Origin of the sequence: Micromonospora sp. NPDC050686 (genome assembly GCF_040654475.1) — a bacterium.
GTDB lineage: Bacteria > Actinomycetota > Actinomycetes > Mycobacteriales > Micromonosporaceae > Micromonospora.
Genome location: NZ_JBFAID010000009.1, coordinates 108,428 through 127,844, shown reverse-complemented (window position 1 = coordinate 127,844; position 19,417 = coordinate 108,428). Strand labels below are relative to the sequence as shown.

14 protein-coding genes are annotated in these 19,417 nt (G+C 71.8%); 5 read left to right on the top strand and 9 right to left on the bottom strand.

The window, feature by feature from the left end; all coding sequences use genetic code 11:
• Nucleotides 1-349 precede the first annotated feature (349 nt).
• Both AB0H57_RS10200 and AB0H57_RS10195 read left to right on the top strand, forming a co-directional pair.
• Nucleotides 350-1,255: a hypothetical protein gene (locus AB0H57_RS10200; RefSeq protein WP_357504698.1), complete on the top strand. Its 906-nt coding sequence runs from the start codon at nucleotides 350-352 to the stop codon at nucleotides 1,253-1,255.
• Nucleotides 1,256-1,512: 257 nt separating this feature from the next.
• Nucleotides 1,513-3,960, top strand: coding sequence for a transglycosylase domain-containing protein (locus tag AB0H57_RS10195; protein WP_357504696.1), 2,448 nt, complete (start codon nucleotides 1,513-1,515; stop codon nucleotides 3,958-3,960).
• Between the two features lie 103 nt (nucleotides 3,961-4,063).
• Here AB0H57_RS10195 and AB0H57_RS10190 read toward each other — a convergent pair whose 3' ends face one another.
• From AB0H57_RS10190 to AB0H57_RS10180, 3 genes are read right to left on the bottom strand one after another with little or no spacing between them, the layout of a single operon-like run.
• Nucleotides 4,064-4,600 carry a hypothetical protein gene (locus tag AB0H57_RS10190; RefSeq protein WP_357504695.1) on the bottom strand — a complete coding sequence of 179 codons (537 nt, stop codon included), beginning with the start codon at nucleotides 4,598-4,600 and terminating at the stop codon, nucleotides 4,064-4,066.
• A 60-nt stretch (nucleotides 4,601-4,660) separates the two neighbouring features.
• Nucleotides 4,661-5,020 carry a hypothetical protein gene (locus tag AB0H57_RS10185; RefSeq protein ID WP_357504693.1) on the bottom strand — a complete coding sequence of 120 codons (360 nt, stop codon included), beginning with the start codon at nucleotides 5,018-5,020 and terminating at the stop codon, nucleotides 4,661-4,663.
• Between the two features lie 29 nt (nucleotides 5,021-5,049).
• Nucleotides 5,050-5,463, bottom strand: coding sequence for a MarR family transcriptional regulator (locus tag AB0H57_RS10180; protein ID WP_357504691.1), 414 nt, complete (start codon nucleotides 5,461-5,463; stop codon nucleotides 5,050-5,052).
• 86 nt (nucleotides 5,464-5,549) lie between these two features.
• On the opposite strand from AB0H57_RS10180, the gene AB0H57_RS10175 reads away from it, so the two are divergent.
• Nucleotides 5,550-6,422, top strand: a complete 873-nt coding sequence (locus AB0H57_RS10175) for an NAD(P)H-binding protein (protein WP_357504689.1) — start codon at nucleotides 5,550-5,552, stop codon at nucleotides 6,420-6,422.
• Between the two features lie 153 nt (nucleotides 6,423-6,575).
• Complete coding sequence (locus AB0H57_RS10170) at nucleotides 6,576-6,917, top strand: metalloregulator ArsR/SmtB family transcription factor (RefSeq protein ID WP_357504687.1); 342 nt, start codon at nucleotides 6,576-6,578, stop codon at nucleotides 6,915-6,917.
• 23 nt (nucleotides 6,918-6,940) lie between these two features.
• Here the strand turns inward: AB0H57_RS10170 and AB0H57_RS10165 are convergent, their stop codons facing one another.
• Nucleotides 6,941-7,228: a DUF2277 domain-containing protein gene (locus tag AB0H57_RS10165; RefSeq protein WP_357504685.1), complete on the bottom strand. Its 288-nt coding sequence runs from the start codon at nucleotides 7,226-7,228 to the stop codon at nucleotides 6,941-6,943.
• A gap of 52 nt (nucleotides 7,229-7,280) precedes the next feature.
• On the bottom strand, nucleotides 7,281-8,870 hold the full coding sequence (locus AB0H57_RS10160; protein ID WP_357504683.1) for a glycosyltransferase 87 family protein: 1,590 nt from the start codon (nucleotides 8,868-8,870) through the stop codon (nucleotides 7,281-7,283).
• An 85-nt stretch (nucleotides 8,871-8,955) separates the two neighbouring features.
• Here AB0H57_RS10160 and AB0H57_RS10155 point away from each other — a divergent pair, with 85 nt between their 5' ends.
• Nucleotides 8,956-9,348, top strand: a complete 393-nt coding sequence (locus AB0H57_RS10155; RefSeq protein WP_357504681.1) for a hypothetical protein — start codon at nucleotides 8,956-8,958, stop codon at nucleotides 9,346-9,348.
• A 106-nt stretch (nucleotides 9,349-9,454) separates the two neighbouring features.
• Here the strand turns inward: AB0H57_RS10155 and AB0H57_RS10150 are convergent, their stop codons facing one another.
• The 4 genes from AB0H57_RS10150 to AB0H57_RS10135 form a co-directional block, all read right to left on the bottom strand.
• A complete protein-coding gene (locus AB0H57_RS10150) occupies nucleotides 9,455-13,501 on the bottom strand; it encodes a ThuA domain-containing protein (RefSeq protein ID WP_357504679.1) in 4,047 nt (1,348 codons plus the stop codon).
• An 87-nt stretch (nucleotides 13,502-13,588) separates the two neighbouring features.
• The gene (locus AB0H57_RS10145; protein ID WP_357504677.1) at nucleotides 13,589-14,785 is read right to left on the bottom strand and encodes a multicopper oxidase domain-containing protein; all 1,197 of its coding nucleotides are present in this window, start codon (nucleotides 14,783-14,785) and stop codon (nucleotides 13,589-13,591) included.
• On the bottom strand, nucleotides 14,782-15,747 hold the full coding sequence (locus AB0H57_RS10140; protein WP_357504675.1) for a sugar phosphate isomerase/epimerase: 966 nt from the start codon (nucleotides 15,745-15,747) through the stop codon (nucleotides 14,782-14,784). The genes AB0H57_RS10145 and AB0H57_RS10140 overlap by 4 nt, the downstream gene beginning before the upstream one ends.
• Before the next feature lie 20 nt (nucleotides 15,748-15,767).
• A complete protein-coding gene (locus AB0H57_RS10135; RefSeq protein WP_357504673.1) occupies nucleotides 15,768-18,887 on the bottom strand; it encodes a family 16 glycoside hydrolase in 3,120 nt (1,039 codons plus the stop codon).
• Nucleotides 18,888-19,417 lie beyond the last annotated feature (530 nt).

Below are 19,417 nucleotides of genomic sequence, written 5' to 3'. Positions count from 1 at the left end.
CGCCGTCGCTGCGACGTCCTGTTCGCCATGCTCCGCGACAAGATCCCCTACCAGCCAAGGCCCGCTGCTGCTTGACAAAACCCATAGGGACACCCTCCTATACAGAATGCGTTAACCGGGGGCCCCGCCTTGCACCCGGGGCCACGTACGCGCAGTGCGGCCCTTGAGTTGTCTGACCGGCAGCCCGGCATGGTGTCGGCCTCGGCCCGACCTTTGCGGGTCAACGGCCGGGCCCGGATTTCAGTACTATCGCGCAGGCCGAACCCGGATTGACCTGCCCCCGTCGGTTACCGGGCCCGACTGTCGACGCACATCGACCGAACAGCCGATCCACCTCGGGAGCACCCACATGACCAATCCCTATCCGGGGCAGCAGCCGCAGTCGCCGTACCAGCCGGGCGAGCCCATGGCGCCGTACCAGCCGTTCCCGCCCGCCCCCGACCAGCAGGCGACGTATCCGGGTCAGCAGTACCCGGGGCAGCCGGCGTACGCGCCGGGTCAGCAGTATCCCGCCGCGCCCGCCCCGCAGTATCCCGCGGCCCCTCAGCCTCACCACCCGGGTCAGCCGCCGTACACCCACCCCCAGCAGGCCGCCGGGCAGCAGCACCCGGGATACCCGCAGCACCCCGGCCAGCAGGGCTACCCGGCGCCGGCCGCGGGCCAGGCGCCGTACCCGGGGCAACCGCAGTACCCCGGCCAGCCCCCGTACCCGGGCCAGCCCACGTACCCCGGCCAGCCGCAGTACCCGATGGCCTCGGAGCCGGCGGCGCAGTACCCGCCGATGCCGGACCCGTGGGGGCACGACGGGCAGCCGCCGGCGTCGGGCTCCAGCCGCAAGCCGGTGATCCTCGCCGCCGCCGGCGTGGTGGCCGCCCTGGTGCTCGGGGTCGGCGGCTGGGCCGTCTACGACGGCTTCGTCAAGGAGGACTCCGGCGTCGCCGCCTGCAAGGCGATGGCGGCGGACGCCGACCAGGTCAGCCAGAAAAAGCCGACCGCGGCCGACGACGGGAAGTTCAGCAAGGACGAGTACGACGAGTTGCGGGGCAAGTTCGAGGATTCGAGGTACGACGACATCCGTGAGCACGGCACCGGCGCGGTGAACGCCGCCTGGCAGATCTCCCAGATCGACACGTCGGACCGCAACAATCTGGACCAGACGATGATGTATATCAAGCAGCTGACCGAGCACCTGAAGGGGCTGAAGGACGCCTGCTCCGCGCAGGGCGTCGACCTGAAGATCAACACTGGCAGGTGACGGCGCCGCGCCGGCCGGGGTGAGCCACGCCGAGCGCGGCATCGTGATCTTCGCCGACGCCGCCTGATCTCGCCCGCCCACCGTCACGCTCGGTGTCGTCGGCACCACGCCGGCGTGCCGGGTTCACGTCCGCGCAGGTGGGCGGGGTAGGGTCGGCGGCCCCGGCCCGGCCGGTCACGGGCGGGGTGGGCAGGCGCGACCAGGCTCACCGCACCCGCCCACGATTCGGCGAGCCGAGCTGGGGGTACCGGGTGCGGGTGTCTGATACCGGTAACTACGACGACGGCGGCACAACCGGCGGCGGATACGGACCCGCGGGCGGCGGATACGGACCTGGCGGTCCGGGCGGCTACGCCGCGCCCCGCCGGGGCCACGACGCCGGCCGGCCGACCGGCACGGCGGCGAAGGCGCGCCGCCGGCGGCGGTGGCCGATCATCCTGGCGGTCCTCGCCCTGCTCGCCGGCGTCGGGCTGATCGGCGGCACCTACTACGTCGACAGCGTGCCCACCCCCACCGACCTGAAACTGCCCGAGTCGACCACGGTCTACTACGCCGACGGCAGGACGCCGATGGCGACGCTCGGCGCGGAGAACCGGACGATCGTGCCGTACGCGGAGATGAACGACACCGCCAAGCAGGCGATCGTCGCGGCCGAGGACCGCAGCTTCTGGAAGAACCCGGGCATCGACTTCGCCGGGGTGCTCCGCGCCGCCTGGTCGAACGTCACAGGCGGGCAGCGGCAGGGCGCGTCGACCATCACCCAGCAGTACGCCCGGGTGGCCGCCGACCTCAAGGGCGTCACCTACTCGCGAAAGCTGCGCGAGGCGGTCGTCGCCTGGAAGCTCGACGACAAGTATTCCAAGGAGGAGATCCTCGGCTTCTACCTGAACACCGTCCCGTTCGGGCGCGGCGCGTACGGCATCGAGGCCGCCGCCCAGGCGTACTTCGGCAAGACCGTGCGCAAGGACGCGCCCGCCGCCCGGCAGCTCACCGTCTCCGAGGCGATGGTGCTGTGCGCGATGGTCAAGCAGCCGGAGGCGAACCCGGACGACCCCGAGGGGCAGCCCGGCTACGACCCGGCGCGCGGCCCGAAGGCCAGGCAGAACTCGATGGAACGGTGGTCGTACATCCGGGACGGCATGGTGAAGCTGGGCTACCTCGACCCGCAGGAGGCGGCCGACCTGGCGTACCCGGACTCGGTGAAGCCGATCGACCGCAAGGGGCGGCAGTCCAACACCAACCGGCCCACCGGTCTGGTAGTCAAGCATGTGCTCAGCGAGTTGCGGCAGACCGAGCCGTTCAAGGACAAGACGTCCGACTACATCCGCAACGGCGGCTTCAAGATCGTCACCACCATCGACAAGCGGGTGCAGGACGCGGCGGAGAACGCCGCCGACATCCGCCGCGACACCGCCCCCGAGCAGGTGCGCGGGCAGCCGAAGAACTGGCAGGCCGCGCTGGTCTCGGTCGAGCCGGGCACCGGCCGGGTGCTCGGCTACTACGGCGGCAACGACGGTGAGGGCGCCGACTACGCCGGCTGGTACTACGACGAGGAGGGACAGCCGGTCGGCTTCGGCCAGCACCCGCCGGGGTCGTCGTTCAAGGTGTACGACCTGGCCGCCGCCGTGCAGGACAAGATCTCGGTCAAGAAGCACTTCGACGCACCCGACACCAAGGAGTTCCCCGAGTCGGGCCGGACGAAGGACAGCCCGGCGGGCCCGATCCGCAACGCCGAGAAGGCCGACTGCCAGCCCGACTGCGCGCTGTGGGAGGCCACCGTCCACTCGCTCAACGTCACCTACTTCGAGCTGACCGAGCTGCTCGGCGTGGACAAGGTGATCGACATGGCGGCCAAGGCGGGCGTGGAGTCGATGTGGGAGAACGCCTCGGGCGAGAGCAAGCCGCAGCGGGTGGACCTGCGCGGCAAGCGCGGCGCCGACGTCGCCGGCAAGTTCTCCACCGAGGTCGGCCTCGGCCAGTACGGCATCACCGTGCAGGACCACGCCAACGGGATGGCCACCTTCGCCGCGGGCGGCAAGCGCGCCGAGGCGCACTTCGTCCGGATGGTCGCCAAGGGCGACGACCGCCTCTACGAGGAGAAGCTGGCCCAGACCGACATCGGCCTGGACGACGAGGCGACCGCCCAGCTCAACTGGACGCTGCGGCAGGTCAAGGCGGCCAAGCTCGACAACGGCTGGGACTCCGCCGGCAAGACGGGCACCTGGCAGTCCGGGCAGAGCCTGACCGAGAACGCGCACACCTGGATGGTCGGCTGGACGGGCGCGCTGTCGGCCGCCGTGTGGGTGGGCACCACCGACGGCAAGCCGCTGCGGACCACCGACGGCAACAACAACGTGTTCGGCTCCGCCGGGGCCGCGCCGATCTGGCGGCAGTTCCTGGCACAGGCCACCGCGGCGATGAAGCTCAACCCGGACAAGTACCGGTTCGCCGAGCCGAGGTTCCCCGACGACGCCCCGGCGACCACCGCGCCGGCCCCGGACCCGGAGCCGAGCACCGCCCGGCCGGAGCCGACCACCCCGTCGCCGTCGCCGCGCACGCCGTCGCCGACCCCGAGCAGGGTGTCGCCGTCACCGCGGACGACCAGCCCCTCCCCCACCGGCAGGCCGAACCCACGGCCGAGCCGTGCCGTGTCGCCGAGCCCCTCGGTGACGGTGGAACCGACCCGGCTGCCGTTGCCGGACTGAGCCGGCGGTAGGCCGGCCCGCCACCGCGCACGCGGGCGGGCCCGCCGACCGCCGGCGGCCAACGGTCCCCCGGCCGCCCGGGCGTCCCTTGAGCGGGGGAAGGTCAGCCTCGCGGGCACATCCGCAGGCCCGTGTCCAGCCAGGAGCTGCCGATCAGCGCGACCGGGTGGCTCACCTCCCGAACCCGGCGGTCCGCGGTCTGCACCCAGAAGCGCAGCGTCAACGGCGTCGGCTCGAAGTTCGTCGCGCAGTCCAGCTCCAGGCGGACGCCGAACCAGCCGATGCCGGCGGGACGGATGGTCACGCTGCGGCCGTCGTCGCCCAGCAGGAGGCCCGCCCGCTGCGCCCGCACCGAGCGGACGGTGACCGGTTCGGGCCCGGCATTGACCACCATCAGCTGGCCCACCACCCAAGCCTTACCGCCGTTGGATCCCCCGGTCTCGAGGCCTCCGGTCGGTGACGCCACCAGCGCGACAGCGCTGTCGCGAGCCTGCTGGCCCCGGTGATCGCGCAGCACGCTGGCCCCGACGCCGCCGACGAGCAGGCCGACGACCAGCGCGGCGAGGACGCGTACGCTACCGCCGACTTCATGCCGCGGGCTTCGGGGCCGCGCACGCTCCTGCGCGTCGAGGTCGATCACGGGTGGCTCCACCGGCATGCCGCCACCCTAGGCCCCGCGGGCCGCCGCCACCGTCCCGCATCACTGGCCGAAGCTGCGCCGCAGCTTGCCGTTGATCAGCTCGTTGAGCCGCTTACGCAGGTGCCCGAGGAGCGCCGCCGCCGGTGGCGGTTCGGCCAGCAGCAGTGTCCAGCACAGGTCGGTGCCGCCCCGCCCGTCAGCGGGCAGGTCGAAACGTACGACGGCGTCGGGCCGCTTGGGCCACATCGACGACCACACCACCAGGTCGGGCCGGCGCGCCTGCACCGTGCAGGGACGCTGCTCGTCATCGAGGAGCAGCAGCCACGGCCGGGTCGGATCGCGGTCCGGGTCGGTCAGCGCCTCGAAGATCACGTGCGGGGGTGCCGGCTGGTTGCGTCGCCGGCTTCCTGCTTCTTCCACGCCTCAGCATGGCGCACCCGAGCCGGCTGTCACCCAGGGGCCAACGCCTTTGCCAGCAGCTCGGACAGCTGGCGTCGCTCGTGTTCCGTCAGCCGTCCGAGTCGCTCGGACGGAAAGTCGAAGGCCCGCCGGACGGCGTGGCTGACCCGATGCCCCGCCGCGGTGATCGACACCCGCTTGACCCGCCGGTCAGCCGGGTCGGGCACGCGGGCCACCAGGCCACGGGCCTCCAGCCGGGAGACGAGCTGGGTGACGTTCGAGGCGTCGCACAGCAGCTCGACGGCGAGTTCACCCATGGAGCGGCCACCCCCGGTCAGGTGCTCGAGCAGGCAGGCCTGGGCGGCACTCAGCCCGACCGCCTGCGCGGCGCGGCCGTACGCGGCGTCGTAGGCGTACACGAAGTTCCACACCTGTTGGTCAAGGGGGTCCGTCACCTCGGTCATGCCTGGAGATTACTTGACTCACTCAGGTATCGGTGTTTAGGTGGGTCGAGAAGCTTTAGTCGCTCAAGCAAAAGGAGTGGTTCGACGTGACGCGTCCGAACTCGGCCGGTGACGGGACGACCCGCGTGCTGGTGACCGGGGTCCGTGGCAAGACCGGCGTACCGCTGGCGGAGCTGCTCGTGGCGCGACCCGGCGTCGAGGTGCTCGGCGGCAGCAGCGATCCGGCCACGGTCAGCCTCGACGGCGTCCGCCCGACCGCCTTCTCCTGGGACGACCCGTCCGGGTGGGCGGCCGCGACCGACGGCATCGACGCCGTGTACGTCGTCCGACCGGATCGCGCGGACGCGCCGGAGCTCATCGGCGCGCTGCTGACCGAGACGTCGCCCCGGACCCGGGTCGTCCTACTGTCCGAGCAGGATGCGGACCAGATGGGGCCCGACGGCTGGGCGCCGCGCGCCGAGCGGGCGGTACGCGACAGCGGGCGGGCCTGGACGATCCTGCGTCCGAGCTGGTTCATGCAGGTCTTCACCGACCCGCGCTTCTACCGCGACCAGATCGCCGGCGGCGGGGAGCTGGCGTTCCCCAGCGGCGGGGCGCGGCTGGCCTGGATCGACGCCCGGGACATCGCGGCGGTGGCCGAGCGGGCGCTGCTGGAGGAGGGGCACGCCGGTCAGGTGTACGAACTCACCGGCCCGGAGGCCCTCTCGTTGCCGCGCACCGCGGAGTTGCTCTCCGCCGCCACCGAACGCCCCCTGGCCCATCGGGAGACGACCATCGACGAGGCGGTGGCCGGGACCGCGGGCTTCGATCGAGAACTCTTCGTGCTGACCTTCGAGCGCGTGCACGCCGGCAGCTTCGCGGCGGTGACCGACACCGTCGAGCGCGTGACCGGACGGCCGGCACGGACGCTGCGGGCCTTCCTCGCCGACACCGAGCCCGCGTTGCGGCATGCCGCCTGACGGGCGCACCTCACACAGCGACGGACCGCAACGTGGCCCGACAGCATGGACTTGCAGTCGATATTGCGATCGCCATCGGGGATGTCCGGTTTCTACCGGTCTGTCGATGCTGTTGATGCAACTATGGAAGACGTGGGAACTGTGAGAACTGACATGCCTTCGATCTCGCCGCTGACCGGCGAGCCGATCAAACGCGCCGATGCCGAACGGCTCGCCGGAGTCCTTAAGGCCCTCGCCGATCCGGCTCGACTGCGGCTGCTGAGCCTGATCCAGTCCGCCCCGGACGGTGAGGCGTCCGTGAGTGACGTCACCGCCCCGCTCGGGCTGTCCCAGCCGACGGTCAGCCATCACCTACGGATCCTCACCGAGGCCGGCCTCCTCGAGCGCGAGAAGCGCGGAGTCTGGGCGTACTACCGCGTGGTGCCGTCCGCGATCGGGGCCATCGCCGACCTGTTGACCCCGCCCCGCAAACGGGCGACGAAGAGGACTCGCTGACCGACCGGGCTGATCGCCGGCGATCAGCCCGCGGCCGCCGGTCGCACCCCGTACCGTTCGGCCGCGCGGGCCTTGGCCTTCGCGGCCTCCACCTCGCGGTCACGGGGAGGCGCCTTCGTCACGAGGCCGTCCAGCAGGGTCCGGGTGGCCGCCGTGACGGCCCGGACCGCTTCGTCGAACGCCTCCTCGTTGGCCGCGGACGGCCGGGTCGCGCCGCTGACCTTGCGGACGTACTGGACGGCGGCCGCCTCGATCTCGTCGTCGGTCGCGGGCGGTTCGAAGTTGTGGAGCACGCGGATGTTCCTGCACATGCCACTACCATGCCAGGCCCGGACCGAGCCGGGAACTGAGCAGCGCGGCGGGTCAGGAGAAGGCAGCGGCGAGTTCGTCGTCGTAGGTGGCGATCGGAGCGCCGTCCGTGGCGTAGGCGACCAGCCGGCCGTGGGTCATGGTCGCCGACCGGAACGAGAACGTGCGGCTGCCCGGGTACGCCGCCAGCAGCGGGATGGTCCGCGGCGCGCCGCCCGGTGCGGAGTAGTACGCCAACCGGGCGACCTGTGGGGCGACGACCCCGTTGACGCGTACCTTGGTCTTCTCGGTGCGGGTGCCGAAGGTGACCGGCGCGCCGGTGCCGTAGGCGGCACACTCGGCCGCGCCGCGGCAGACGAAGAAGTACCGGGGATTCGTCACGTCCGCCAGGTCGTACGCCTTGAAGGTGGGGTCGGCCCCGGCGGGCAGCGGCTGCACGGCGAAGAACGCCAGCGTCGCCGCGGCCGCGACGCCCACCCGCAGCCCCGCGCGGCGGCGGACCGGTCGGCCGGCGGCCCGGGTCGCGGCGACCGCGACCCCACCGAATCCGGCGAGGCAGAGCAGGCACACCCCGAGCGCGCGGGCGTTCTCGAAGAGGAACTGCACCCCGGGCCGGCTCGACACCGGGCCCAGCACCACGCCCAGCGACACGACCATGCTGGCCAGCAGGGCGGCGCCGGCCACCCGCCGGGTGGCGCCGGACGCGCCGATCAGCAGCATGGCCGCGAGCACCGGCCACACCTGGTGGTGGGTCCAGGACACCGGGGACGCGGCCACGGTGGCGCAGCCGACGAGCACCGCGGCGTGCCCGGGCCGGTCGTGCGCGGCGAACTGGCGGGCGCGCAGCAGCGCCACCGCGCAGACGACCGCGACCAGCCCGGCCCAGACCGGTGGCAGCGCCCCGTCGTCGACGCCGACGCGCAGCAGCATCCCGTGCAGCGACTGGTTGCCCAGCGACGCCAGGTCACCGATGCGGGAGGTCTGCAGCATGGTGCCGGACCAGTAGGCCCGGCTGGCCTGGGGCAGCACCACCGCGGCGAGCGCCGCGCAGGCGGCGAAGGCGGCCACCGCGCGGGCGGCGTCGCGGTAGCGGCGGGCGACGAGGAAGTACGCGACGAACAGCAGCGGGGTCAACTTGATCGCGGCGGCCACCCCGACCAGCACCCCGCGCAGCCGGGCCGGGACCAGGCCCATCCCGTCGAGCAGCGCCAGGAGCAGGATGAAGATGCTGACCTGCCCGAAGCGCAGGTTGCTCTGCACCGGCGCGGAGACCATGAGCACCGCGGCCACGGCCGCGACGGCGAGCCGCCGCCGCGGTCCCGCCGGAGCCAGCGCGGCGCCGACCGGCACGGCCACCGCGACCACCGCCGCGCAGGTCGACACCAGCCAGATCGCCTGGACCACCCCCTCGGGTACGAGGGTCATCGGCCAGAGCACGAGGGCCGCGAAGGGCGGGTAGGTGAACGGGCCGCCGTTGTCCGCCACGTACGTGTAGAGCGGTTGGCCGGCGCGCAGGTGGGCCAGTGCGCCGTAGTAGATGTGCAGGTCGGACAGCCGGTCCGGGCGGCGCAGCACGAGCAGCACCGACCCGATGGCGGTCAGGGCGAATCCGGTCCACAGCAGCAGCACCCGGCGATCCCGCATGGGCCCGAGCATAGGGAACCGGCGTCCCACCGGGGCGCCGTCAGGTTGACTTGACGTCAAGGGATCCTGACGGCAGAGTGGGGGCATGACTCCCGACAGCCTCGAACGCGAGCACACCCTGCTCACCGCCGTCGCCCGCTACGACGAGCTGCGTGCCCGGGACGCCCTCGCCCCGGCCGGCGACGACCCCGACGACGAGCTGCCCTATCCGGTGGAGGCCGCCCCGCTGGCCCGCGAGGAGGCGTTGGAGCTGCTGGCGCTCGGCGAACTGATCGCCCGCAAGGCCGGCTACGGCCGGCAGCTCGCGGTCCGCAGCGCCCGCGCCACCGGCGCCTCCTGGTCACAGATCGGCGGGGCGCTGGGCACCAGCAAGCAGTCCGCGTGGGAGGCGCACACCCGGTGGCTCGAGGAACAGGCCGAGCCGGAGCCGGACCCCGCCCACCCCCTCCCGAGCGGTGCCGGGAACGCAGCGCCCTGACGGCGAGGCGCCGGGTGCGGGGGAAGCCCCACACCCGGCGCCGGTGGTGTCAAGAAGGGCCCCCTGCCCTCTACCGAAAGCGATAACAGGGGGCCCCTCCTTGCGGTTAGAGCTGCCGTACCCGTACGTCGCGGAACTCGATCAGGTCGTTGGTGCCGTGGTTCTGCAACCCGATGAAGCCGCTGAGGAACTGGCGCAGGTCCGTCGGCGGGTCACCGGCCCGCGACGACGCCTTGCCCGGCGTGTTGTCGAACTCGTTGATCACCACACCGTTGCGGGTGATCGTGTAGTGCTGCCCGACGACGCGGACCTCGTAGTCGTTCCACTGCCCCTTCGGCGTCGGCCGGGCCTGCTCCAGGCCCACCGGGTCGAAGTTGTAGACGGAACCGGTCTTCTGCGGCTCGCCGGTCGGGCCGTCGTAGATCTGGATCTCGTGGCCGCAGTAGATCGCCACCCAGGCCGGCGAGCCGACGGCCGAACCGGTCCGGCCGCACTGGGGCCGCTGGTCGACCGGGGTCCGCAGGTCCGGGAACCGGGTGAACACGCCGGTGTTGGCGTACGTGCCGGCCGGCGAGACGTCCCGGAACTTCATCCGCACGGAGAAGTCACCGAACTCCTTGCCCGCGTACCAGAGCATGCCCAGCCCACCGGAGCTGCGGATCGAGCCGTCGGTGCGCAGGGTGAACATGCCGCTGGGCGCCTGCCGCCAGTCGGCGAGGGACTCCGCCGTGCCGTCGAAGATCGGCTGGTACCCGGGGACCTTGCCCAGCTGGGACTGCGCCGCCGCCTTGTTCAGCGCCGCCGCCGTCTTGTTGTCGATCGCCCCGGCCTTGCGGGCCTCGTTGACCGCGTCGTTGACGTGGCTGACGAACTGGCCGTGGTTGGTCCAGTTCCGCTCGTCGTCGATCAGGTCGTTGAGCGTGCACTTGCCGCCGACCTCGACGTTGGCCACGCCGGTGTCGGTGTCCAGCAGGTGGACGGTCTTCCGGGTGTCCGGCGCCTGGCAGCCCGCGAAGACCGGGATGGTCTCGGTGGCCACCGTACCGTCGGCGTACGTCACCTTGAGGGTGACCTGGTAGGTGCCGTAGTCGGCGTAGGTGTGCACCGGGTTGGCCTCGTGCGACGGCGCGCTGCCGTCACCGAAGTTCCACTCCCAGGCCACGCCGCCGACCTTGGCGCTGGAGAACTGGATGGTGCGCGGCTCGCTCTGCGCCACCGCCCGCACGCCCACGTCCTTCGGGTTCGGCGTGGCCGGCCCGCCGGTGTACGCGACACGGATCAGTTTCTGGTTGCCGTGCAGGCTGAAGAAGCCGCCCGCGTAGTCCAGCAGGTAGAGCGCGCCGTCCGGCCCGAACTTGGCGTCCATCCAGGACTGCAGCTGGTTGCCGCCGCTGCCCGAGCGGATGATCTGCCGCAGGTCCTCGGCGAAGGCCGGGGCGCCCTGGGTCGGCACGTTCTTCGGGTCGATGGTGAAGGCGACCCGGTTGTTGGCGTTGGACTGGTCACCGATGAACCACTTGTTGTCCCAGTACGCCGGCCAGGCCACGCCGCTGTTCGTGTCGACGTTCTCCCGCTGGTAGGTCGGGCCGTCCATGATCGCCTGGCCGCCGCCCTTGAGCCACGGCTGGGTGAACGTCTCGTCGCCCAGCTTGAAGGTCGGCAGGCCGCTGCCGTCGGTGCGCTTCGGGTAGACCGGGCCACCGCCCTGCGGCGAGTACCAGATCATGTTGTCCCGGGCCGGCGGGATGTCGACCAGGCCGGTGTTGCGCGGCGAGGTGTTCTTCAGGTTGTCGCAGTCGTACCAACCGGTCAGCTGGGTCGCGTCGGTGTTGCTGCGGTCCCGGTACGGCTGCCGGTTGCCCATGCAGTACGGCCAGCCCTGGTTACCCGCGGAGGTGATGATCGTGGCGGTCTCGTACTTCGCCGGGCCCAGCTCCGGGTCCGGCGCCCCGGCGTCCGGGCCCACCCAGGCCGCGGTGAGCCAGTCGTTCACCGGGTCCCAGGCGATCCGGGCGATGTTGCGCACGCCCATCACGTAGATCTCCGGGCGGGTCTTGCCGCCACCTTCCTCCTTGCCGGTGAACAGGTTGCCCGCCGGGACGGTGTAGGTGCCGTCGGCCTCCGGGTGGATCCGCAGGATCTTCCCGTTGAGGTCGTTGGTGTTGCCCGAGGTGCGGCGGGCGTCCTGGAACGACACGCCCTTGTAGTCCTGGGTCCAGTTGTTGCCGGAGTAGCCGCTGGACCCGCCGGAGGAGTTGCTGTCCCCCGAGCCGATGTACAGGTTGCCGGACTCGTCGAAGGTCATGCCGCCACCGGCGTGGCAGCAGCTGTGGATCTGCGTGTCCCAGGAGAGCAGGTCCTTGCGGGTGCCCTGGTCGAGGCTCTGCTTCGCCGCGTCGTAGGTGAACCGGGACACGGTCCGCTTGCCGATCCGCTTGTCCCGGTCGATGGACTCGTGCGGCATCCAGTAGACGTAGACCCAGCCGTTCTGCGCGAACTTCGGGTCCAGGGTGATGCCGATCAGGCCCTCCTCGTTCTTGACCAGTTCGCTGCCGCTGCCCCGGTTGCCCATCACGGCGAGGGTGGTGAGCAGCTTGACCTGCTTGGTCGTCGGGTCCCACTGGTGGATGGTGCCGCAGCCCTTGCCGACGTTCGGGTCGTCCCAGCTCACGATCGGGCCGCTCGGGCAGGCCGCCTTGCCGATGTAGAAGACCTTGCCGTCGGGCGCGATGGTCAAGCCGTGCGGCTCACCGATCTGGTCCAGCTGCCCGGCCTGGTTGGCGGTGGTCAGCCGATCGATGCGGTAGTTGGCGGCGACGGTCGCCTGGCAGTCGCCGCGCACCATGCCGGTGGTCCACTTGATCGCCCCGGCCAGGTGGCCCTTGAACTGGGCGTCACCGGTCCAGCTCGCGTCGGTGCGACCCATGCCGGTGTAGAACGAGCGGCCGCCGTCGTAGTCCTGACACCAGGAGATCGGGTGGAAGGCGCCGTTACCGCTCAGGCCCGGGTTGTAGGTGTGCTCCTCGACCTGGGCGACGGTGTGCACCTTGCCGATGGGGTTGGCGTCCCAGTTGATCCACTGGTCGGCGCGGGTGACGGTCAGCGGCAGGCCCTTGTTGGCCGGGTGCTGGCGGTCGGTGAGGTCGACCGTCGCCTCCTGCACGGTGGTGTCCGGGGCGGGGCCGGCGTCCGGGCCGATCAGCCACAGCTCGGCCAACTGCACCAGCGGCTCCCCGCCGTTGGCGGTGACGTTGAGCCGGTAGTGCTGGTACGCCTTGGTGTTGGTGAAGTTGTACTGCTTGGTCTGGAACCGCTGCGGGAAGCTCTCGTTGCTGCGGGTGTCCAGGTCGGTCCAGGTGACGCCGTCCTCGGAACCCTGCAGGGTCCAGTTCTTCGGGTCCCGACCGGGGAAGTCGTTGGCCGAGGTCAGCGCGTACCGGGAGACCACGACGGGCTTGGCCAGCTTCGCGGCCAGCCAGCCGGTCGGGTTGAAGGTCAGCCACTTGGTGCTGGTCGACCCGTCGATCGCCTTCGCGGCGGTCTCGTTCGGCGGGTTCTCCGCGCTGGCGGTCGCCGACACGGCCTTCTCGGCGTTCGGCAGACTGGTGGCCGGCCGGGCGCCGATCAGGCCGGTGAACCAGGAGGAGCTTGGCTGGGCGCGCGCGGCGTCGTGCACGCCGACGAAGCCGCCGCCGCCCTTGACGTACGCCTGGAACGCGGCCTCCTGGGCGTCGTTCAGCGTGACGCCGTTGGCGGAGAGGAACACCACGCCCCGGTAGCGGGCCAGGTTGCCGAAGGTGAACGCGCCCGGGTCGGCGGAGACGTCGACGGTGAAGCCGTGCTCCGTACCCAGGTCCTTGATCGCGGCGGCGGCGCGGGTGACCGGGTCGTCCTGCTTGTCGACCGGGCCGTGGAAGACCAGCACCTTCACCGCGGCGGGTGCGGGCGCGGCGGGTGCCTTCTGCTCGGTGGGGGTGGCGGCCTGCGCGGGCAGGGCGAGCACGCCGAGCGCCAGTGCGGCGCTGAAGGTCAGCGCGCCGACCCGACGTCGGGTCGAGGCGCCGCGGGTGGGGGGTGGTGTCGGGGACTCCGTCCGGGTGTCGCCCAGGAGGGCGGCCCATCGGGAGATCCGGGAATGGCGTCTGGGTGCCATCTCGACTCCTCTGCTGCTGGTGTGAGGCGGGTGGTGCGGTCCCGGGTCCCGTGGCCGCCGGCGTCACCGGCGGCCACGGGTCAGGCGTCAGTTGTGCTGGTGGGCGCCGGCGGCGTTGCCGTTGCCCGCCGCCGCGCCGGTCATCGCGGCGTGGTCGTGGCCGCCGGGCGGCATCTGCCCGTTCTCGTCGAGGACGTGCAGCATGGTCGACATGCCGCCGTCGGAGTGGAACTGCATGTGGCAGTGCAGCATCCAGTGGCCGGGGCCGACCGAGTCGCCGGCGACGATCTGCACGCCGAACGAGTCGCCGGGGCCGAGGGTCTTGTTGTCGATGGTGGGCACCTCGTCGGCGAACGGTTGCCCGTTGCTCACCGTCCCGGTGCGGGTGTCCGCCCAGGAGTGTCCGTGCACGTGGAAGGTGTGCATGTCGTTGCCGGTGCCCACCACGATGAACTCGACCCGCTCCCCCTTCTTGGCCACCAGGCAGCTCGGGCCGGGCTGCGGGTTGGTGGCGTCGCAGGTGTCGGCGGCCGCGCCGCGGCGCAGGTTGATGCTCTGCCGGTCACCGAAGACGACCGTGTAGGTGCGGTCCGGCTTCGGGTCGCCCGCCCGGCGCACGACCAGGCCGCCGAAGAGGCCGGCATTGAGGCCCTGGGTGCCGTGCGGGCCACCCACCACGTGGTCGTGGTACCACCAGTAGCCGGCGGTGCCCGGGCTGCCGGTCTTCTTGTCCCGCGGCTTGGCGTACCAGGTGTAGGTGCGCGACTGGCCCGGCGGTACGAACGAGCCGCTCTGCACGGTGCCGTCCGAGGTCTGGGTGTATTTCACCCCGTGCACGTGCAGCGAGACGCCCAGCGGATGCTCGGGGTTGGTCCGCAGCTGGGCGAGGGTCTCCGCCGACACCTGGTTGTGCAGGGTGATCTGCAGACATTCCCCCTCCATCATCTCCATCGTCGGGCCCGGATAGGAGGCGGTCTGCGGGGTCAGGCCGTAGCCGAGGCGGATCTGGGTGCCGTCCTTCGGCAGCTCCACCGCGTACAGCTGAAGGCTGCGGTCCGGCTTGGCGCAGCCCTCCGGCTTGTCGGGGAAGAACATGCCCGCCGCCTTGTTCGCGACGGCGAAGCCGCCGGCCCCGACCAGGGTGAGCAGCACGGTCGCCAGGACCACGAGCATCCGCCGGGGGCCGCGCCGGGTCCGCGGAGCGGCCGGTGCGACCGACTCCGCCGGCTCGGCCGGCCGCTGCTCCGCGTCCGGTACGGTCTCCGGCAGCCGCCAGGCGCTCATCGGGCACCCCGCAGCTCACGCATCCGCTGGTAGCTGCGGTCGGCCGCGCCCAGCGAGCCGGGCGGGTCAGGCTGGGTGCCGGGGGCACGGTCCATCTCCCACAGGTACTCGAACCGGCCGCCGCCCTTGAGCTCGGTGAAGAACTCGGCGAACGGGATCTCGCCCTGACCGAACTCCACGTCGACGTAGGAGTTGCCCTGCTGCGGGTCGGGCAGCGGGACGCCGTCCTTCACGTGGAACAGCGGGAACCGGTGCGGCTGGGCGTTGACGTAGTCCACCGGCCGGAAACCCGGATACTTCCGGGCCCCGCCGTACGCCCACAGGATGTCCATCTCCAGGAACACGTACCGGGGGTCGGTGAGCTCCAGGAACAGGTCGTACAGCCGCACGTCGGGCCGGTCGGTGGCGAAGCTGAACTCGATGGTGTGGTTGTGCTGGTACAGCTTGATGCCGCGGGCGGCCGCGGCCTCGCCCCAGGCGTTGAACTCCGCCGCCGCCCGCTGGTAGCCGGCGATGGTCCGGTCCCCGGTGGGGGCCGAGGCGGTGCCGATGGCCGGCATGCCCAGGGTCTCGGCGACGTCGAGTTCCCAGTCCAGGTTGGTGCGGAAGTCGCCCAGGCCGCGGTGGCTGCCGGCCGCCTTGAGGCCGTTGTCGTCGAGCAGCCGGCGGATCTGCTCCGGGCTGATCGCGCCGACGCTGCCCTGGGTGTAGCCGGCGAACTCCACCTCCCGGTAGCCGATGCGGGACAGCTCCTCGAAGACCGCCGCGAAGCCCAGTTGGGAGATCTTGTCGCGGACGCTGTAGAGCTGGATGCCCAGGTGTCCCTGCGGGATCAGCCGGCCGCTGTTGTCGCCGGCCGCGGCGGCCGGCAGCGCGCCGGTGAGGGCGGCCGCCCCGACCGCGACGGTGGACCCGGCGAGGCCGCGCAGCAGCGCCCGACGGTCGATCCTCTGCTTTGCCATGATGATGGTCTCCTTGCTGCTCAGCTGGCCGGGGTCAGCGGCGCGACGCGGACGTTGCGGAAGCTGACGAGGTCCGCGGTGCCGTGGTTCTGCAGGCCGAGGTAGCCGGTGGCGTGCTGCCGTCCCGCGCCGCCCGGGTCGTCGGCCCGGGGCGGGCTGAACACGGCGTCCGGCGTGTTGCGGTACTCGTTGATCAGCTCGCCGTTGCGGTACAGCTGGTAGTGCTGCCCGACCACGCGGATCTCGTAGTCGTTCCAGACACCCTTCGGGGCCACCCGGGCGCCGGCCAGGTCGACCCGGTCGAAGCCGTACACCGAGCCGCTCTTGTACTGGTCGCCGTCGGGGCTGTCGTAGATCTGCAGCTCGTGGCCGTACTTGATGGCCACCCACTCCGGGCGGGACTCCTGCGGGTGGTGGCGCGGGTCGGGGAAGCGGACGAAGACGCCACTGTTGGCCCGCCCGGCGCCCGGCGCGTCGTCGCGCCACTGCAACTTCAGCGAGAAGTCGCCGTACGCCTTGGTGGGCAACCACAGCATGCCCAGGCCGGGCACGGCGCGGCTGCTGATCGAGCCGTCGGCGTTGCGGGTGAAGCCACCCGCGCCGACCTGCTGCCACTTGGCGAACGACCCCGCCGAGGAGTCCAGGATCGGCTGGTAGCCGTTCTTCTCGTCGGGCTTGCCGACGCCCGAGCGGGCCGCGGCGCTGGCCAGCTTGCCGTGCTCGGCATGGGTGATGGCGCCCAGGTGGTGCAGGTGCTCGGCGACCTCGTTGACGTGCTTGACGAACTGGCCGTGGTTGGGCCAAACCTGCTCGTCCCGGATCAGGTTGTTGATGGTGCAGTCGCCGTCGACCTTGCGGTTGGGCACCCCGCTGTCGACCGTGCCGAACCACACCGTGGCCCGGGTGTCCGGCACGGCGCAGGCCGGGTCGGGCCCGCTGGCGACCACGGTGAACGCGACCGACCCGGCGGTGGAGGTGTTGCCCGCCTTGTCGGTGGCCCGGTAGCTCAGCGTGTGCTGGCCGGCCCGGTTGACCGTCACCGGCCCGGTGTACGCGGTCCACGCCCCGCCGTCGAGGGCGTACTCGATCCGGTCGACGCCGGAACCGGTGTCGGTGGCGGTGACCGTCACCGTGGCCGAGCCGAGGTAGGCGCCGTCGTCGTCGCGCTGGCCGGAGATGGTGGCGGCGGCGGTCGGCGGCGTGGTGTCCGGGGCGGGCGGGTCGACCACGGTGAAGGTCACCTGCTGCGGGGTCGAGGTGTTGCCCGCCTTGTCGGTGGCCCGGTAGCTGACCGTGTGCTGGCCGACCTGGTTGACCGTCACCGGCGCGGTGTAGGTGGCGTAGGGCTGCCCGTCGAGCGAGTATTCGATCTTGTCGACGCCGGAGCCGCTGTCGGTGGCGGTGACCGTCACCGTCGCCCCACCCAGGTACGCGCCGTTGCCGTCGCGCTGCCCGGTCACCGCCGCCGAGGCGGTCGGCGGGGTGGTGTCCGTCGGCGCCGGCTCGACCACCGTGAACGACACCTGCTGTGCCGTCGAGGTGTTGCCCGCCTTGTCGGTGGCCCGGTAGCCGACCGTGTGCTGGCCGGCCCGGTTGACCGTCACCGGCGCGGTGTACGTGGTCCAGGCCCCGCCGTCCAGCTGGTACTCGATCCGGTCGACGCCGGACTGCGTGTCGGTGGCGGACAGGGTCACCGTCGCCGACCCGACGTACGCGCCGGTGCCGTCGCGCTGTCCGGTCACCGCGGCCGATGCGGTCGGCGGGGTGGTGTCCGTCGGCGCCGGCTCGACCACCCGGAACGACACCTGCTGCGGCGTCGAGGTGTTGCCCGCCTTGTCGGTGGCCCGGTAGCTCAGCGTGTGCTGGCCGGGCTGGTTCACCACGACGGGCGTGGAGTAGGCGGCGTAGGGCTGCCCGTCGAGGGAGTACTCGATCCGGTCGACGCCCGAGCCGCTGTCGGTGGCCGAGAGGGTGACGGTCGCCCGGCTCAGGTAGTTGCCGTCGGCGTCCTTCTCCCCGGTCACGGTCGCCGAGGCGGTCGGCGGGGTGGTGTCCGTCGGCGCCGGCTCCACCACCCGGAACGACACCTGCTGCGGCGTGGAGGTGTTGCCCGCCTTGTCGGTGGCCCGGTAGCTGACCGTGTGCTGGCCGGGGGCCGTCACGCTGATCGGCGCGGTGTAGGTGGCGTACCCGCCGCCGTCGACGGAGTACTCGACCCTGTCGACGCCGGACTCGGTGTCGGTGGCCGACAGGGTGACGGTCGCGCTGCCCACGTACGCGCCGCTGCCGTCCTGCTGGCCGGTCACCGCCGCGGTCACCGTCGGCGGCGTGGTGTCCGTCGGCGCCGGCTCCACCACCCGGAACGACACCTGCTGCGCGGCCGAGGTGTTGCCCGCCTTGTCGGTGGCCCGGTAGCTCAACGTGTGCTGGCCGGCCTGGTTGACCGTCACCGGGGCGGAGTAGACGCCCCAGGCACCGCCGTCGAGGGAGTACTCGACCTTGTCGACGCCGGAGCCGCTGTCGGTGGCCGACAGGGTCACCGTCGCGGCGCCCACGTAGTTGCCGTCGGCGTCCCGGTCCCCGGTCACGGTGGCCGACGCGGTCGGCGGGGTGGTGTCCGAGCTGCCGCCGGAGACGACCAGCAGGCCGGTCATCTGCCCGTGGCCCGGGATGGCGCAGAAGTAGCGGTAGGTGCCCGGTGAGAGGGTGACGTCCACCGTCCACCGACCCCCGTTGGCGTCGGTCGGGTCGGCCAGGATGTTCACGTCGACGTCGCTGTTGTAGCGAGGATCGCCGGTGTCGAAGGTCAGGGTGTGCTGCATGCCGCTGTTGTTGCCGCTCGCCCTGCTGTTCTCGAAGACCAGGGTGGTCGGCCCGGCGACCGCGGTCGTCGGAGCGGACAGGTACGAGGTGAAGCTGTCACCGGCGGTCCAGGTGAGCACCTGGGCCTGGGCCTGGGCGGCCGGGACGGCGGCGGTGGCCCGGTCCGGATCGGCCGGGCGCGCGTTCGCCGGCACCCCGGTCAGCGCGGCGGTGACGAACAGCAACAGCGCCGTGGCGACCGCGGCCAGCGGGCGCCGTCGGCGCGCTGCCGGCGGGCGGGCCACCGGCGGCCGCACGGGTGGTGAAAAGCCGTTCATGGGGTCCCTTTCACGGTCCGATGAGGACGTCGGCGCAGCGCACAGCGCCACGTCGGTGAGTGGTGTGAGCGGGACCGGCGCCTCCTCCAGGGCGCGCGGTCTCCTCGGCCGTGGTGAGGCGCCACGGCCGACGGACGGGTGATTCAGCTGATCGGGGACCGACGCGCCGGCTGGCGGGCGCGCGGCGTCTGGACGCGTTGCCGCGTCGGAGCTGAAGGAAGGCCGGGACGGGGGTACCGGTCGACCCGGGTGGCGGGGTCGCCACCCGTCGGGCCGCCAAGTCACAACGTCGGTCGGGGGCTCGTCGCCGGCTGTGCCGTCCGGCCCGATCGCGACGTCGGGCGGGTTGCGCCGCCCGGTGCCTCGATCGGAAGCTACCTACGCTGTCACTTCATCTCGACGAAACATATCGACAGATCCGAACACTACTAACCTTCCCGGAGCGTGTCCAGACCTTTCGTCGGTCACTATCGGACTTTCCTCTGAGTAAACAAAAGTCGGAACGTTTGATCCGGAAGCTCCTCTTTACC

What these genes read in the sequence shown, in the direction of transcription:
- AB0H57_RS10170 (WP_357504687.1), top strand. Translation starts at nt 6,576, where the DNA reads ATGCCTTCGATCTCGCCGCTGACCGGCGAGCCGATCAAACGCGCCGAT.
- AB0H57_RS10200 (WP_357504698.1), top strand. Translation starts at nt 350, where the DNA reads ATGACCAATCCCTATCCGGGGCAGCAGCCGCAGTCGCCGTACCAGCCG.
- AB0H57_RS10180 (WP_357504691.1), bottom strand. Translation starts at nt 5,463, where the DNA reads ATGACCGAGGTGACGGACCCCCTTGACCAACAGGTGTGGAACTTCGTG.
- AB0H57_RS10140 (WP_357504675.1), bottom strand. Translation starts at nt 15,747, where the DNA reads ATGGCAAAGCAGAGGATCGACCGTCGGGCGCTGCTGCGCGGCCTCGCC.
- AB0H57_RS10155 (WP_357504681.1), top strand. Translation starts at nt 8,956, where the DNA reads ATGACTCCCGACAGCCTCGAACGCGAGCACACCCTGCTCACCGCCGTC.
- AB0H57_RS10160 (WP_357504683.1), bottom strand. Translation starts at nt 8,870, where the DNA reads ATGCGGGATCGCCGGGTGCTGCTGCTGTGGACCGGATTCGCCCTGACC.
- AB0H57_RS10145 (WP_357504677.1), bottom strand. Translation starts at nt 14,785, where the DNA reads ATGAGCGCCTGGCGGCTGCCGGAGACCGTACCGGACGCGGAGCAGCGG.
- AB0H57_RS10165 (WP_357504685.1), bottom strand. Translation starts at nt 7,228, where the DNA reads ATGTGCAGGAACATCCGCGTGCTCCACAACTTCGAACCGCCCGCGACC.
- AB0H57_RS10150 (WP_357504679.1), bottom strand. Translation starts at nt 13,501, where the DNA reads ATGGCACCCAGACGCCATTCCCGGATCTCCCGATGGGCCGCCCTCCTG.
- AB0H57_RS10135 (WP_357504673.1), bottom strand. Translation starts at nt 18,887, where the DNA reads ATGAACGGCTTTTCACCACCCGTGCGGCCGCCGGTGGCCCGCCCGCCG.